The sequence below is a fragment of the Polyangium sp. 15x6 genome (genome assembly GCF_029960785.1).
In the GTDB taxonomy this organism is placed as follows: Bacteria; Myxococcota_A; Polyangia; order Polyangiales; family Polyangiaceae; genus Polyangium.
This window is the reverse complement of record NZ_JASBQE010000072.1, coordinates 48,324-62,974: the sequence shown is the minus strand read 5'-3', so window position 1 is coordinate 62,974 and position 14,651 is coordinate 48,324. Positions and strand designations below refer to the sequence as shown.

The following is a 14,651-nucleotide window of genomic DNA, read 5'->3' as shown; positions in this document are numbered from 1 at the left end:
CATGGGCTCGGACACGGCAGCCATGGGCTCGGACACGGCAGCCATGGGCTCGGACACGGCAGCCATGGGCTCGGACACGGCAGCCATGGGCTCGGACACGGCAGCCATGGGCTCGGACACGGCAGCCGTGGGCTCGGACACGGTAGCCATGGGCTCGGACACGGTAACCATGAGCTCGGACACGGCAGCCATGGGCTCGGACACGGCAGCCATGGGCTCGGACACGGCAGCCATGGGCTCGGACACGATCGGGATCCGCTCGGACACGACAGGCAGATCACGCTACTCTATGGCGCCAACCCCACGCAGCCGACCTCCATGATCATCTGCTGCTCGCAAGACCAGGCAGGCCCCGACACCCTCGTCGTCATCTACACGCGCGATCGCAAGCTCCTCGGCCATCGATACAAGCTGGACCCCGCCGCCGCGGTGGTCACGGTCGGACGCCACGCGGAAAACACCATCAAGATCGACGGCGACGCGGTCTCGCGGTGCCATGCGCGCTTCGAGAAGCGCGCCGAGGGCTGGTGGGTGGTCGACAACGACAGCACCAACGGCACCTTCGTCAACGACGAGCGGGTGCCAGGGGCGCTGCTGCGCTGCGGCGATCGCGTGAACCTCGGGAACACGATCTTCAAGTCCTGCTGCGCCGAGTGCGGGCGGCTGATCGACGAAACACGATACTCGACGTCGCCGATCGACGGCCTGACGAAGGCGTACAACCGCCGTCATCTCATCGAGCAGCTCGACGCCGCGTTGCGGCGCACGGAGCTCCACGAGCATCCGCTCGCGCTCGTGATGTTCGACCTCGACCATTTCAAGAGGATCAATGACTCGTTCGGGCACATGGCGGGTGACCAGGTGCTACGAGAGGTCGCGTCGCTCACGCAGCAGCACGTGCGCCCGGGCGATGTCTTTGCACGATACAGCGGGGAAGAGTTCGCGTTGATGCTGCCCGGGACCGACCTTCAGGGAGCCGCGGCGCTGGCCGAAACGATCCGCGCAGCCGTCGCGGCCCACGTGGTGACCTGCGAGGAGCACACGATCTCGCTGACCATCTCGGCGGGCGTCGCGCTAGCGGACGCAGATACCTGCGTCGCTAGCGATCTCATCAGGACGGCAGACGAGAGGCTCTACCAGGCCAAGTGCGACGGCCGGAATCGCGTGCGCTCGTAGCCCTGAGCGCCGTCAGAAGCTGACGTCTCCGCGGCGCGCGGCTTCGATGCGCCCTCGCATCTCGTCGAGGGAATCGTCGAGGTGCGCGCGAAACGTGCGGCGCTCTCCGGCCCAGTCGATGCCGTGGTCGGTGCCCACACCGACGCGGCCGGTCGCTCGGAAGAAGCCCGGCCAGTCGAAGAACGACGAGAAGTCGAAGATGCGCACCGAGCGGTCGAAATCGCCCGGCTCGACCTGCGGTCCTTCGTCGGTCTCGCCGTCGATCCAGATGTCGACGCCGTCCATGAGGTCTTCCCACGAACGCTCGAGGACCACGTCCAGAGGCGGCAGGATGAGCACGCCGTCCTCCTTCTTGTTCTCGAACGTGTCGAACAGGGCATACGTCCACGGGACCGCGCCACGCAGGTATTCGTCCTCGCGACCGACGTAGCGCGGGCTCTTCGCCGCCATCCATCGGATCTGCACGGCGCCCACCTCCGCGTAGAACGCGCGCACGTCGTCGGGCACACGGCCGCCGAACCAGGACGCGAGGCGCGCGAGCGCTTCGGCCGAAGCCGGCGGCCCGAACTCGGCTCCCAGCAGGACGACCTCGGGGCAGGCGCGGAGCTCTTCGATCAAGGTCGCAAAAACGTCTCGCAATGTCGTCTCCTGCATGGGTGGCGGCCGTGCCGGCTCATTCGCTCCAGTACGACTCCGTCAGCACGCTGAAGCCGGAAACGGTATCGACGAAGAACGCGACGTTGTTCCCGCTCCAGGGATCATCCGCGTAGCTGAAATAGCAGCCCTTGAAGGAGCGCCCTGCGATCCGCTCGTCGAGGTTCGCGAGCCCTTGCGCGACGACGCTCGCAGGGATCTGATCGTATCGATTCGCATAATCGACGGTGCTCTCGACCTCCGCGCGCACCTCTGCGGCGTCGGCGAGGTTCTGTCGGATGCTCGCGCCATAGGGGAGGGAGCCAGGCTCGATCCCGAAGCACTCCAACCCACCGAGATGATAGTGTTGCGACCCCGTCGTGATTTCGTACCTGTCGAAGTGGCGGGCCATGATCGCGCCGAAATCAGGCTGCGGCAGCGCGTTCACCGCCGCGATCAGGTTCTCGAGGGGATCGCTCAACGTCGCGGCGTTCCGGATGTTCCGCAGGCTCACCGAGCCGATCCCCGACGTGGCGGCGATGCTCTCGACGGTGGCGAAGGGTCGCAGGTTGAGGAGATTCGTCGCGCCATTCCACGCGTAGGGGAGGATGTCGTGCAGCTCCGTGGAGCTGACGCTATTCACCAGCGAGACCATCCTGGCCGCGTCGTCGGCGGAGACAGCCAGATCGTTGATGATTCCGACGCAGCTCGAGCCGATGTACCCCTCGCTCCGCGCCCCGCCTTCAATTTGCTCGAGGCGAGCGGGCCCGACGAGCGGAACGGAGGAGACGTCCGCCAGCGTCCCGAAGGGCGAAACCGCGCGATACCCCACGAGGTTCGATGCGACGTCGCTCGGCAGATAAGCGTCCAGCGTCTGGAACGATGCCGCGTTGACGAAGTCGATGATCCCCTGGCATTCCGGCGCCACGTCGACGTCGGTCTCGGTGAGCGACGCTCTTTGTGTCCCGAGCAGCTCCGATGGCTCCTGGGAATCGACACCGCCACAACCAACAACGACCAAGCTCAGGGCAAGAAAGGGCAGAGCGAGACAGCGCATTGGATACACCTCGTGGTAAGCAGGTTGGGGCGCCGAAGATAGCAGCAAATACTCCGTCGGCCAATCACTGTAATTTTATTCGTATACGACCACCGGATCGTTTTTGGCGATCAGCCCAGGGAACATGACCACGCCGCCGGTCACGATTTCTGATCCGTGCTCACCTGCCGGAGCGGTAGAGGAGGAGCCGCGGGCGAGGCGGAAACCTTGGGCTCCGAGGTTGGGGCCGCCGTCGGAGGAGGCGCCGCCTTTGGCTTGGCCGGAGCCGGCTCGAGGGGCCCTGGAGCGCCGCTCGCGCCCCCGGTCCACCCGAGGGCGAGCGCGAGGAGGGAGAGCCCGATCGTCCGCTGCCGGAGCATGATCCGGCCATAGCAGGGACCGCTCGCCCCCGCACGCTCACGCGCTCGCGCCTGCTGGTTTCGCGGCCTCGGTGCGCCCCAGATGCGCCTTCGCCCAGGTCCTGAAGTCCGTGGTCGCGAGCCCGTGCGCGCGCGCGTGCTCCGGTCGGGCGGGGCTGTCGACGACGTTCATCCGCTGCTGCGAGACGACGAAGATCGGCAAGAGCCCCTGGGCGAGCGCCTCCTCCGCGGTGAGCGAGGGCGCCTCGATGGGCGTGCCGAGCACCTCCGAGAGGACCGCCGCGATCTCACGCATCGACAGCCTGTCGCCCGCGATCTCCAGCTCGACCCCATTCCAGGTCGCCGGGTCCGTGAAGGCCGCCGCCGCCGCCGCCCCGATGTCCTGCATCGCCACCAGCGAGAGCACCGTATCCGGCGCGAGCACCGTCAAGAGCCGGTCCTCCACCCAGTTCGCGAACAGAAACGACGGCCGCACGAAGTTCTCCATGAAAAACGGCGGCTTCAGCAAGGTGAACGAGCGGAACCCCGCGCTGCGCACGAGATTCTCGGTGTACTCCTTGCTCTCCCAGTAGTGGACGCCCGACGCTGGCGAGCCCCACCCCGGCTGCCGGCGCTGGTACTCCCCCGAGCCCGAGACCGACGTATGCACGAACTGCGGCACGCCCGCCGCCCGCGCCGCCTCCACGAGGTTTTCCCCCTGCCGCCGCTCGTCGTCGCCTTCGAGGTTCTTCAGGTTCGGCATCTGCACCGAGAACACCCCGCGGGCCCCGGCGCAGGCAGCCCGCAGCGACGCGGGATCGTCGAAGTCGCCGCGCACCAGCGTCGCGCCGAGCTCGCCGAGCGCCCGCGCCCCTGACGCCTCCACGTCGCGCACCAGCGCGTGCACCGGCGCCCCGCGCGCGAGCAGCGCCCGCGCGACCGCGCCCCCCTGCCGGCCCGTCGCGCCCGTTACGAGGATCGGATCGGACGCCTTCACACCCATTGCGAGAATCGAATCGGTCGTCGTCGCATTCGTCATGGCAAAGTCATACGCCCCGCGGTATGGACGATCAATGCCGCGCCGTCCAAACCTCGTATCCAAGACGCCAGAACGGCTGGACCTTCAGGACCCCCGCGGCGACGTCCTCGCCGACGTGCTGAGCGTGTCCTTGCTCCCGAACGCCCTCTTCAAGTGCATCGAAGCCCGGTCCCCCTGGGGCCTGCGCGTCCCGACCCGCGACCGCGCCGTCTTCTACCTGATCGCCCGCGGCCACGCCCTCCTGGAGGTCGACGGCGAGCCTCCGCGCTCCCTTTCCACCGGCGACGTCGTCTTCATCCCTCACGGCACGGCGCACACCCTCCGCGACGAAGCGGCGCGCCAGTTGTTCCTGGTCCACGACGGCCCGAGCTGCGCCGCCACCGGCCCCGCCCGCATCGGCGGCGACGGAGCCCTCACCACCCTGCTCGCGGGCTTCTTCGCCTACACAGGCGGCGTGAGGCCCATCCTGCTCGCGCGCGTGCCTCAGGCCGTGGTCGTGTCCGCCTCCGGCGGCGCTCCGCCGCCGTGGAGCGCAGCCACCGTCGACCTCATGCTCGCCGAGATCGCCTCTCCCGGCCCCGCCAGCACCCTCGTCCTCCAGCGCCTCGCCGACGTCCTGTTCGTCCAGGTGCTCCGCTACCTCCCCACCCACAAGGGCTGCGGCCTGGCCGAGGCCCTCTCCGACCCGCCCGTGCACCGCGCCTTGAACCTCATGCACACCCGCGTGAACGAGCCCTGGACCGTCGCCAAGCTCGCCGCGCTCGTCGGCCTCTCCCGCTCCGGCTTCGCCCAGCGCTTCACCCAGGCCGTCGGCGAGCCGCCCCTGCAGTACCTCGCCCGCTGGCGGATGTCCCGCGCCGCCGAGCTCCTGCGCGAGACCGACGACACCATCGCCCAGATCGCCGAGCGCGTCGGCTACGAGAGCGTCCCGTCCTTCAGCAAGGCCTTCAAGCGCTGGCAGGGCAGGAGCCCGACCCATCACCGCGCAATCCAGGGCTAGCTGAAGGCGCCGACGCTGGGCGAGACCTCCGGCGTCTCGGCCCTCGTCGACATTCGCAGATTTGCGAGTCTCAGTGGCGGAAACGCTACTCGCGCGCGCCATTCCCATGACGAAAACGTTTCGTCATGGGTGCGGACGACAGGCAGGCAGAAACAGAATGAGACGTCCTCGCGCCACCGTTTTCCGAGGGCTCCTCGAGATCGGTGCTGCCTGCCGTCGCTGACCCCCCTTGCGTCTCTCGTCCCGCCGCGTGCGCGCGGGGTGGAGATCCTCGCTTCCTGAATCCTTAACGAAGGGCACATCCACATGAAATCGATTCTACGGCTGGTACCGCTGCTTCTTCTCCCCTTCGCCGCCGGCTGCCCCGACGACGCTCCCGTGTCGCCGCCGCCGGAGTGGACCTGCGACGCCGCGCGCTTCAACGGCTCCGACGGCTGCGACTGCGGCTGCGGCGCGCCCGATCCGGACTGCGACGGCGCCGGCTCGGCCGACCCGGGCACCGGCGTCGACAACGCCGCCTGCAACGCCTGCTTCGACGTCGACGGCAAAGCGCAGTCGTGCATCAGCGTGACCGCGGCGCTCGAGGCGGCCGGCTTCATCGTCAGCCCGGCCGGCAAAAGCGACGACGGTGCCGAGCTCTACGATCTCACGCTCCTGCAGCTGAACGATCACCAGGACGCGACGTCGGGCACCCACGAGCAGTACCTCACGCTCATCCACCGCGGCTTCGACCTGCCCATGAACTTGATCTCCACGGGATACAGCAATTATCTCGGGTTCGAACAGGATGAGTTGACGACTCTTCTCAAGGGAAATCAGCTTGTTCTGGACAAGCGCTTCCACAACGGCAATGGCGACGACTTCTCCCACTTCACGCGCAAGCAGGTCGCCGACGATGCGCACGACGTCGTGGTGCGCCTGCACGACCTGTACACGAGCGCGTGGCTCGGCTCGGGCTTCAGCAACGGCGGCGTCGACATGGTGAGCTTCCGCCAGCACTACCCCGATGACGTCGACGCCACCGTCGCGTTCGGCGCCCCGTTCATGGTGCCCGATGACGCGCGTTTTCTTTCGTTCTTCGACACCGTCGACGCCGCCTGTCAGGACCGCCTCGAGGCCATCCAGCGCGCCGTGCTCGGCGCCCAGCGCATGGGCGTCGAGCCCGCGGTGCAGGCGCTGGCCACCGACGAGCTCGGCGACGCCTTTACCCGCGTCGAGCCCGCGCGCGCCTTCGAGGCCGCCGCGCTCTCGTACCCGTGGCTGTTCTGGCAGTACTTCGGCACCCCCGACGACTGCGCCGGTCTGCCCGATCCGGCGACGGCGACGGCGGAGGATCTGACGACGGCGTTCTTCGACGTCACCAGCATCTTCGGCACCTACCCGATGTCCGACGGGTACCTGTCGTTCTTCGGCGCCTACTTCTACGAGGTGCAGAAGAGCAGCGGCTGGCCCGCCCTGCCGCGCGCCGAGCTCGTCGCGGAGGGCCTCATCCCCGAAGACCTCGTCGACATGGAGCGCGGGCTCGTGCCCGAGGGCGTGACCGCGCCGATGTTCGACGCCGCCGAGAACAGCTCGCTCGCAGAGTTCGCCCGCGTCGGTGACGGCGTCGCCTTCATCTACTCCGACCAGGACCCGTGGTCCGCCGGCGCCGTCACCCCAGCGGCAGGGAGCGGCAACCTCCGGTTCAACGTCACGAACGGCAACCACCTCGCGACGTTCTCGTCGCTCTCGGAGCCCGATCAGGCCGCGCTCTCCGCCTTCCTCGAGGAGAAGCTCGGCATCGACATCCCCTGAGAAGGGGTTCCCCCCTCTGGGCCGTCGCGCCGGGGCGCCGCCCCGGACCCCGCGGGGGCTGTCCGCCCCTCGACCCGGACCAGGCACGGCCTGGACCGAGGGTGGAAGAACTGCGCTCCGCGCAGTTCTTCCAGCGGGCCCGTGAGAGAGCCTTGCCAGCCGAAAGGGCGGCGCGGCTGTCTCGGTTGGCAGGGGTCTGTTCGATGAACTGCGCATCGCGCAGTTCATCGACCCCGGGTCCAGCGCTTGCGCTGGTCCGGGTCCAGGGGCGGATAGCCCCGGTGGGGCCTGGGGCAACGCCCCAGCGAAACGGCTCCCAGATGAGATCAATGCTGGGCGCTGATCGCCCCTGGGCGCTGCGCCCCTCGGCCCGCCCCGCCCGTTGACGCCTCGGCCCGCGAGTGGTCTCCTCTCGGGCCCGCCATGCCCAGTTCTTCGCGCCCGCTCTTCCTCGTCCTCGCTGCGTCCCTCTTTGCTTGCGCGGGCCAGACGCCGCCGCCGAATCCGCCCGAGGCGCCTCCTGCCACGATCGCGCCTGCCAAGGGGTACGATGCCCGCGGGCAGTCCAAGGCTTGCGAGCCTCCGCCTGCCGATTGCCCCGCCGTCTCGCCCGACCGCGACCTCGCCGATCGTTGCTCGCTCGGCGGCTTCCGCATGATCCAGTGCGGCTGCGAGATGCTCTGCGGCGGCAATCCCGGCAGCGGCGAAGCGAAGCAACACTACGACGCCGAGGGCCACGGCAAGGCCTGCGCACCCGCGAAGGACGATTGCACGCCGGAGCCGGCGAGCGCTGCCTTCCAGGACGCCTGCGCCGAGAAGGGGCACAAGCTCGAGGTCTGCGGCTGTGAATGGCTCTGTTCGGGGAACCCGAAGTTATGACGTTTTCCCCGTACGAGAAGATCGCCGACAGCCTCGCGGCCGCCCTCGGCGACGACGAGGCGGCCCACCGCGCGGCGAGCCGGGCCGAGTGGATCGTCACCGAGAAGATCCACGGCGCGAACTTCTGCTTCGTCACGGATGGCGAGGAGGTGCGGTGCGCCAAGCGAAAGGGATGGCTCGCGGAAGACGAGGACTTTTTTGGTCATCGCGCGGTGCTGGGCCGATTCGCCGGCGGCGTGCGTGACGTGCTCGCGCGGGTGAAGACGCGCGAGCCGAAGGCCACGCGCGTCCTCGTGTATGGCGAGCTCTTCGGCGGCGGATATCCGCACCCCGACGTCACGCCCGTCCCCGGCGTGCAGCCAGTGCAGACCGGCTGCTGGTATGCGCCGGGGATCGAGTTCTGCGCGTTCGACGTCGGGTTCGTCCGGGAAGATGCCTCCGAGCGCGTCTACCTCGATCAAGACGAGGCCCGCGAGGCGTGCGAGGACTTTGGCATTCCGTTCGCGCGGCCGCTCTTTCGTGGCCGCTACGAGGACGCGCTCGTTCTTCCGCTGGGCTTCGAGACCACGATTCCCGCGCGCCTCGGCCTACCTTCGCTCGGGCCCTCCAACAAGGCCGAAGGCGTCGTCCTGAAGCCCGCCCGGGCGCTCGTCGTGCCAAGGCGCGCGGGCGTGGTGCGGCCCGTCGTGAAACGCAAGATCCCCGAGTTCTCCGAGGACGAGCGTTTTCACGAGGCGGAGAAATGGACCGGCTCGCGCGCGCCTTCCGCCTCGCCCGTCGATTGGCTCATGCACGAGGCCTCGTCCCTGGTGAACGAGAATCGCCTGAACGCCGCCGTCTCCAAGGTCGGACCGACGCGGCCCGGGGACACGGCGCGGCTCGGCGAGGTGCTCGCGCTCGTCCGCGAGGACCTCGAAGCCGAGATGCGCGCGCGCCACGAAGGCGCCCTGCGCGCGCTCTCGCCGGCGGAGACCCGCGCGCTCGCCGCCCACCTCGACAGCGAAGCGCGCGCCCTCGTCGAGCTCTACCTCGGCTGATCGACCGGGATCCCGAGCCGCTCGGCGACCTTGCGCCGCCACCCCTCGAGCGGCGAATCCGCCGCCGGGATCGGCTTCTCCGCGAGCTTGCGGACGGACAAACCGACCTGATCTTTCGCGTCCGGATCGGCGCCGCGATCGAGGAGCTTGTCCACCTCGTCGTATCGATTGAGATACGCGAGCCGCAGCGCGGGCGTCTGCTCCATCTTGTTCTTCACGTCCACGGGGACGCCGCGATCGAACAAGATCCCCAGGTTTTGCCATTGCCCGAAGTTCAGGGCCTGGTGGGCGAGGGGAACGCCCTTCTGGTTTTCGAGGTTCCGATCGCCGCCGTTGTCGAGCAAGAGGACGAGGAAGCGAGGATCGGGGCTCGTCGCGGCCACGAGCATCGGCGACGTGCCGATCTTCGTGAGCACGTTCGGATTCGCGCCCGCCGCGAGCAAGGCCCGCACGGCGACCTCGTTCCTCGCGACGAGCTCGTACATGAGCAGGTTCACGTCCGAAGGCGCGATCTCGTCGAGATCCGCGCCTCGCGCGACGAGCGCGCGCAGCGTCGCCACGTCGCCGCGCTCGGCGGCGGCCGCGGCCTCGCGCAGTCGCTCGCTCGGAAACACCTCGCTTGCGGGGGGAACGGGCGGCCTCGGGCCCAGAATCCCCTCGAGACCTGCGGCAAATCGCTCGACGTCCTTCACGTCATCCCCTGAATGGTTGCGATGTCCTGGCTCTTTTGCTGCTCGATGCCGGCTTCGTGCGTGCTGTGACGCTCGATCATCTCGCCGAACCGCTTCTTCTCCTGGTCGATCTCCGCCGCCGCCCAGTCCTTCGTGCGCCGGGCCATGCCGAACGGGTTCAGATACCCCCAGCCGCTGTCCGGGTGATCGAACGTCGGCTCCGGTGGCCACTGCCGGGCCGTGAAGCTGCCGTCCGGATTCTGGTTCACCGCGTTCAGGCCGTACCGGTTGCCGATCGCGTCCGGCATCAGCCCGGAGATGGGCGAGTGCTCCTGCGCCCAGGTCAAGATGTCGCCGTCGACCTGGTACGCGTCGATGAGGTCGTTCGCCTGCGAAGCATCGAGCCCGTAGCGGTCGTACGTGTTGTTGTGGATGCCCGAGGCGTTGAACGTGTTCGCCGGCAGGCCCGAGGCGAGGGAGCCGGCCGAGGCGAGGCCGCCGCCGAGGGAGTGCCCGGCGATGCTCGCGTTGTTGCCGTAGACCGCGGCGACCTGCCGCGAGAGCTCGACGGCCTGCGTGTACTGCGCGCCTTCGAAGCCCGTGCCCTGCGAGAGGTTGCCCCAGAGCCAGTCGTTGCCGTCCCACTGCTTCCAGGTCTCGAACTCCGTGCCGCGCATGATCAGCCGGTAGCTGCCGTCGATGTCGGAGCGGTAGAGGTCGGAGTAAAACCCGGTGCTGTCGTCGTGGAAGACGGCGTTGCGCAGCTCCGGCGGGAGATCGTTCGGGCCGAGGCGCGTCCAGCCCTCGGGCGCGCCGCTCGTCCTGTAGACGTCGTTCACGAGGCGCGCGTCCTCGACCGAGCGGTTGTTCCGCGCGAGCCGCTCGGCCGCGTTCGAGAGGCGATCCTTCTCGGGGCCGTTCGGCATCGAAGCCGCGCGCTGCCGAGCCTGGTCGATGAGGCGCAAGCGCTCCATGAGGCGCATGCGTTTGTCCGCCGCGGTCATCTTGCCGATGATGACGGTGGGACAACCCTCGTCGATGAGCCCGCCGTGGAGCGTGCCGTCGCCGAAGCGCGCCGCCATCTTGCCTTCGAGGAGCACCGTGGGCTCGCCGATGCCGATGACGTCGGGCGGCGAGCCCGTGCACTCGAGCTGGTCGGTCACGCGGGCCGCAGGCTCGCCGCCGACGAGGATGGTGGTCGCGCAAGCAGGCAAGATGTCCTTGCCGACATGCTGCAAACAGAGGTGATGATCGCCTTTGCGCGCTGCGATGGGATCGCTCATCCGGGGCCTCGGGGTCGATCGAGCGCGGCCATGATCACCCGGGATGCGAGGAGATGGGAAGCGCGAAATGAAGACAACCCGCACCCACGCGCCGCAGCATACCTCGCCTCCTCGCCGCTTCCGCGCTAGCTTCGCGGGAGGATGTCGTCCGGGCTCGATCGACCCCTCCTGTTCCGATCGGCAGCGCTGCTCCTGGGAGGCGCCGTGCTCGGCCTCGGGATCAACGCAGCGCGGCCCGCAGGCGTCGCCCTCGTCGGCTTCGAGCCGCCCACGGCCTGCACCGTGGCCGCCGCCGACGAGACGCCCGTGATCGAGATGACGCCGCGCGAGGCCTCGACCCTGTGCGGGCAGCCAGGCACGCTCTTCGCCGACACGCGCACGGCCGAAGGCTTCGCAGCCGGGCACGTGGCCGACGCGATCCACCTGCCATGCGACGCGACCGCGAGCGGCGCCGAGGTGGCGATGAAGGAGCTCGGTCACGCGAAGACGATCGTGGTGTACGGCGAGTCGACGGAGGAGGCCTACGAGGTGGCCGAGACGTTGCGCCGGCGCGGGCTGAAGATGGACGTGCGCGTCCTGCGCGGCGGCTTTTCGGCCTGGGAACAGGAAGGCCTCGCGTGCGCCTCGGGCCCGTGCCCCGGCTGCGCCATCACCCACAAGCAGGAGCCGAGCCCGTGAAGACCGCGCTTCTTTGGCTCTTGCGCCTCGGCCTCGGCGGCATGTTCGTCGCAGCCGGCGCGCTCAAGTTTTACGACCCGACCTCGTTCGCGCTGGAGATCCACAACTACCAGCTCCTGCCGGATCTCGCCCCGCTGCTCGCGGCGACGCTGCCGACCGTGGAGATCGTCCTCGGCCTCGCGCTGCTCGCAGCCCCGCGGCCATGGATGCGCGCCAGCGCGTTCGCCTCCACGCTGGTGCTCGGGGTCTTCACGGTGGCCGTGGCATCGGTGGTCGCGCGCGGCGTGAACATCACGTGCGGCTGCTTCGGTGAGGGATCAGGGCCCGTGACGATGTTGACGGTGCTGCGCGACGTGGCGCTCGTCGCAGCGGGGGTGTTGCTGTTTTGGCTGGCGAAAGAGCCGCCCCGCCCCGCGCGTGTGCAGTCCACGGCGTAGCGCCGGGGTTTCACCCCGGACCCGACCAGGGGTTGTCCACCCCTGGACCCGGACCAGCGCAAGCGCTGGACCCGGGGTCGATGAACTGCGCAACGCGCAGTTCATCGAACGGGCCGAGGCAAGACCGGCGACGATCCTGCCGGCCAAGCATGACGCCGACGGCGTGAAGCGAACCTTCGCGGTCTTGCCACCGGCCTGTGGGAAGAACTGCGCATCGCGCAGTTCTTCCCCAAATGGTCCAGCGTTTGCGCTGGTTCGGGTCGAGGGGCGAACAGCCCCCGCGGGGTCCGGGGCAGCGCCCCGGCGCGACGCTCGCTTGTCAAGCGCCATCGGCGCCCGTCATTCGGCCGGCAAGAAGCCAATGGTGTTCCGGCCTGCTTCGTCCTTTCCGATGGCGTCCACGTAACGCTTCCAGTCGGCTTCGCCGGGGCGGATGATCTGGCTTCCGTCGTCCCGCGGATAGGGATCGAACACGAAGAGCCCGCGCGTGTCGCGGCCGACGAGGATCCAGTGGTCGCCCTCGTCGCCGAATATCGAGATCTTGGCGGGCCAGCATTCGCAACTGCGATCGAGCGTCCGCGCGAGGTCGTCGTCGTTCGGGCGGCGCGGCGGCGAAAAACCCGCGCGTTGCATCAGGTGGAGCAGCTTGCGGTACTCCATTCCGCCGTCCATGCCGCGGTAACGCCGGTAGAGCAGGAGCGCGTAATCGGCGAGCGCGCCGTACGTCGCGTCGGGGCCGCCGCTCGTGATGGCCTGCGCGAGCCGCGTGAGCTCGGCGCGCTTCTCGTCGTCGAGCTCGTCCGCGATCCGCTCGGCGAGATCGACGAGCCCCCTGTAGCCCGAGGTCGCGAGCATGGCGCCCACGAGCGAGACCGCGCCGCACGCGTGTGCGCTCGCCGAGGGGCTCGAACCGTTCAACTGCGTGAGCTTGTCGAGCGCCTCCATCGGATCGCGCGGGAGCCGCTCCTCGTCCGCGACGACGGGCCAGTCGACGTGGTGGATGCCGGGGGCAAACTGGTTCGAGCCAGAGGACGGGGGCATGACACGAGGATACTACGACCCGCGCGCGCCGTGCCCCGATCTCTTACGCGCTGCGGGTGAAATGATCGGCGATGACGCTCGCGACACACGCCGTCAGCTTCTTGCCGCAACGGATGTGCAAGAACTCGTTCGGTCCGTGGGCGTTCGACTGCGGGCCGAGGACACCCGTGATGAGGTATTGAGCCTCGGGGAACTTCTCGCCGAGCATCGCCATGAACGGGATGGTCCCGCCCTCGCCGAACGCCATCGCGGGCCGGCCGAAGAACGCCTGGCTCGCGCGCTGCATCGCCTCGTCGAGCCAGGGCGCGAGCGGCGGTGCGTCCCAGCCTTCCGAGGGTTCGGAGAGCGAGAACGTCACGTCGGCCCCGTACGGCGGATCCGCCTCCAGGGCGCGCTTGAGCGCATCGGCCGCGCGCCGCGGGTTCACGCGGGGCGGGATCCGCATCGAGAGTTTGACCTTCGTGAAGGGCCGGAGGACGTTGCCCGCGTTCGCGATCGGCGGGATCCCGTCCGCGCCCGTCACGCTGAGCGCGGGGCGCCAGGTGCGGTTCAAGAGGAGCTCCTTGTTGTCCTGCGCCATGGGCTTCGCCCCCGCGGCCCACGGCATCTCCGCGTAGACCGCGTCTCCGAGCACCGTCGCCGCGGCCTCGGCCTGGGCGATCCGCTGCTCGGGGATCACCGCGAAGAGCTCGTCGACGAGGATACGCCCGGTGCGCTCGTCCTCGATGCGCGAGAGGAGCTGGCGGAGGATGCGGAAGCTCGACGCCGCGACGCCGCTCGCCGATCCGGAGTGCACGCCCTCGCGCAGGATGCGGACCTCGAGCGTGCCTTGCACGAGGCCGCGGAGCGAGGTGGTGGTCCAGAGCTGGTCGTAGTTGCCGCAGCCGGAGTCGAGGCAAACGACGAGGCTCGGCTTGCCGATGCGAGGGGCGAGCGCGTCGATGTACGCAGGCAGGTCGAAGCTGCCGCTCTCCTCGGCCGCCTCGATCAGCACGACGCAACGCGCGTGCGGGATGCCCTGCTCGGCGAGCAAGCGGAGGGCCGCGACGGAGGCGAAGGCGGAGTACCCATCGTCCGCGCCGCCACGACCGTAGAGTTTGTCGCCCTCGCGCACGGGCTCCCAGGGGCCCTTGCCCTCGGCCCAGCCGGTCATCTCGGGCTGCTTGTCGAGGTGGCCGTAGAGCAGGACGGTGTCGTCGCTTTTGCCGGGGACTTCCATGAGGATGACCGGCGTCCGGCCTTCGAGGCGCACGACCTCGACCGTGAGACCGGGGACGGGCTGGGCACGGCACCACTGCTCGATGAGGGCGACGGCGCGCTCCATGTGGCCGTTTTCGCGCCAGTTGCGATCGAACGAGGGGGACTTGTTGGGGATGCGGATGTAGTCGGTGAGGGCGGGGAGGATCTCCTGCTCCCAGACGCGCTCGGAGAAGGCTTCGGCGTGCGACTTGTCGAGCTTGGTGGTCATACGGGGTCGTTCCTTTGGGCGGACCTTAGCGCCGAACGTGTCCCGAGGTGAAGCGGGGAGCGGAAGCGGGCGCGGGAGCGGAGGCGCTGGCGGGAAAGGAGGGCCGGCTCGCACTTCATC

At 69.0% G+C, this 14,651-nt stretch carries 15 protein-coding genes and 1 pseudogene; 7 read left to right on the top strand and 9 right to left on the bottom strand.

Annotation, left to right across the window (positions count from 1 at the left end; genetic code table 11):
* Positions 1–267, bottom strand: a pseudogene (locus QHF83_RS37330) (hypothetical protein); the annotation flags it as partial.
* A gap of 51 nt (positions 268–318) precedes the next feature.
* Between QHF83_RS37330 and QHF83_RS37325 the strand changes: the two are divergent.
* The gene (locus tag QHF83_RS37325; RefSeq protein WP_282422824.1) at positions 319–1,176 is read left to right on the top strand and encodes a GGDEF domain-containing protein; all 858 of its coding nucleotides are present in this window, start codon (positions 319–321) and stop codon (positions 1,174–1,176) included.
* A gap of 12 nt (positions 1,177–1,188) precedes the next feature.
* Here QHF83_RS37325 and QHF83_RS37320 read toward each other — a convergent pair whose 3' ends face one another.
* From QHF83_RS37320 to QHF83_RS37305, 4 genes are all read right to left on the bottom strand, one after another.
* Positions 1,189–1,815: a hypothetical protein gene (locus QHF83_RS37320; protein WP_282422823.1), complete on the bottom strand. Its 627-nt coding sequence runs from the start codon at positions 1,813–1,815 to the stop codon at positions 1,189–1,191.
* A 34-nt stretch (positions 1,816–1,849) separates the two neighbouring features.
* The gene (locus tag QHF83_RS37315; RefSeq protein ID WP_282422822.1) at positions 1,850–2,866 is read right to left on the bottom strand and encodes a hypothetical protein; all 1,017 of its coding nucleotides are present in this window, start codon (positions 2,864–2,866) and stop codon (positions 1,850–1,852) included.
* Positions 2,867–3,006: 140 nt separating this feature from the next.
* Positions 3,007–3,225: a hypothetical protein gene (locus tag QHF83_RS37310; RefSeq protein ID WP_282422821.1), complete on the bottom strand. Its 219-nt coding sequence runs from the start codon at positions 3,223–3,225 to the stop codon at positions 3,007–3,009.
* 37 nt (positions 3,226–3,262) lie between these two features.
* Positions 3,263–4,243 (bottom strand): NmrA/HSCARG family protein, encoded by a 981-nt coding sequence (locus tag QHF83_RS37305; RefSeq protein ID WP_282422820.1) that lies wholly within the window; start codon positions 4,241–4,243, stop codon positions 3,263–3,265.
* A 34-nt stretch (positions 4,244–4,277) separates the two neighbouring features.
* Here QHF83_RS37305 and QHF83_RS37300 point away from each other — a divergent pair, with 34 nt between their 5' ends.
* The 4 genes from QHF83_RS37300 (at position 4,278) to QHF83_RS37285 (ending at position 8,953) form a co-directional block, all read left to right on the top strand.
* Positions 4,278–5,243, top strand: coding sequence for an AraC family transcriptional regulator (locus QHF83_RS37300; protein WP_282422819.1), 966 nt, complete (start codon positions 4,278–4,280; stop codon positions 5,241–5,243).
* A 306-nt stretch (positions 5,244–5,549) separates the two neighbouring features.
* Positions 5,550–7,037, top strand: coding sequence for a hypothetical protein (locus tag QHF83_RS37295; RefSeq protein WP_282422818.1), 1,488 nt, complete (start codon positions 5,550–5,552; stop codon positions 7,035–7,037).
* 423 nt (positions 7,038–7,460) lie between these two features.
* Positions 7,461–7,916, top strand: coding sequence for a hypothetical protein (locus QHF83_RS37290; protein ID WP_282422817.1), 456 nt, complete (start codon positions 7,461–7,463; stop codon positions 7,914–7,916).
* On the top strand, positions 7,913–8,953 hold the full coding sequence (locus tag QHF83_RS37285; RefSeq protein ID WP_282422816.1) for an RNA ligase family protein: 1,041 nt from the start codon (positions 7,913–7,915) through the stop codon (positions 8,951–8,953). The genes QHF83_RS37290 and QHF83_RS37285 overlap by 4 nt, the downstream gene beginning before the upstream one ends.
* Here QHF83_RS37285 and QHF83_RS37280 read toward each other — a convergent pair.
* Entirely contained in the window at positions 8,941–9,645 is a 705-nt protein-coding gene (locus QHF83_RS37280) for a hypothetical protein (RefSeq protein ID WP_282422815.1), read from the bottom strand. The genes QHF83_RS37285 and QHF83_RS37280 overlap by 13 nt on opposite strands.
* The gene (locus QHF83_RS37275; RefSeq protein ID WP_282422814.1) at positions 9,642–10,907 is read right to left on the bottom strand and encodes a PAAR domain-containing protein; all 1,266 of its coding nucleotides are present in this window, start codon (positions 10,905–10,907) and stop codon (positions 9,642–9,644) included. Before QHF83_RS37275 ends, QHF83_RS37280 begins: the two co-directional genes overlap by 4 nt.
* 141 nt (positions 10,908–11,048) lie before the next feature.
* Between QHF83_RS37275 and QHF83_RS37270 the strand changes: the two genes are divergently transcribed.
* Positions 11,049–11,585 (top strand): rhodanese-like domain-containing protein, encoded by a 537-nt coding sequence (locus QHF83_RS37270; protein WP_282422813.1) that lies wholly within the window; start codon positions 11,049–11,051, stop codon positions 11,583–11,585.
* Positions 11,582–12,022, top strand: a complete 441-nt coding sequence (locus QHF83_RS37265) for a MauE/DoxX family redox-associated membrane protein (protein WP_282422812.1) — start codon at positions 11,582–11,584, stop codon at positions 12,020–12,022. Before QHF83_RS37270 ends, QHF83_RS37265 begins: the two co-directional genes overlap by 4 nt.
* Positions 12,023–12,361: 339 nt before the next feature.
* Here QHF83_RS37265 and QHF83_RS37260 read toward each other — a convergent pair whose 3' ends face one another.
* Both QHF83_RS37260 and QHF83_RS37255 read right to left on the bottom strand, forming a co-directional pair.
* Positions 12,362–13,063, bottom strand: coding sequence for a hypothetical protein (locus QHF83_RS37260; protein ID WP_282422811.1), 702 nt, complete (start codon positions 13,061–13,063; stop codon positions 12,362–12,364).
* A 43-nt stretch (positions 13,064–13,106) separates the two neighbouring features.
* Positions 13,107–14,531 carry a M20 family metallopeptidase gene (locus tag QHF83_RS37255; RefSeq protein ID WP_282422810.1) on the bottom strand — a complete coding sequence of 475 codons (1,425 nt, stop codon included), beginning with the start codon at positions 14,529–14,531 and terminating at the stop codon, positions 13,107–13,109.
* Between the last annotated feature and the right edge of the window lie 120 nt (positions 14,532–14,651).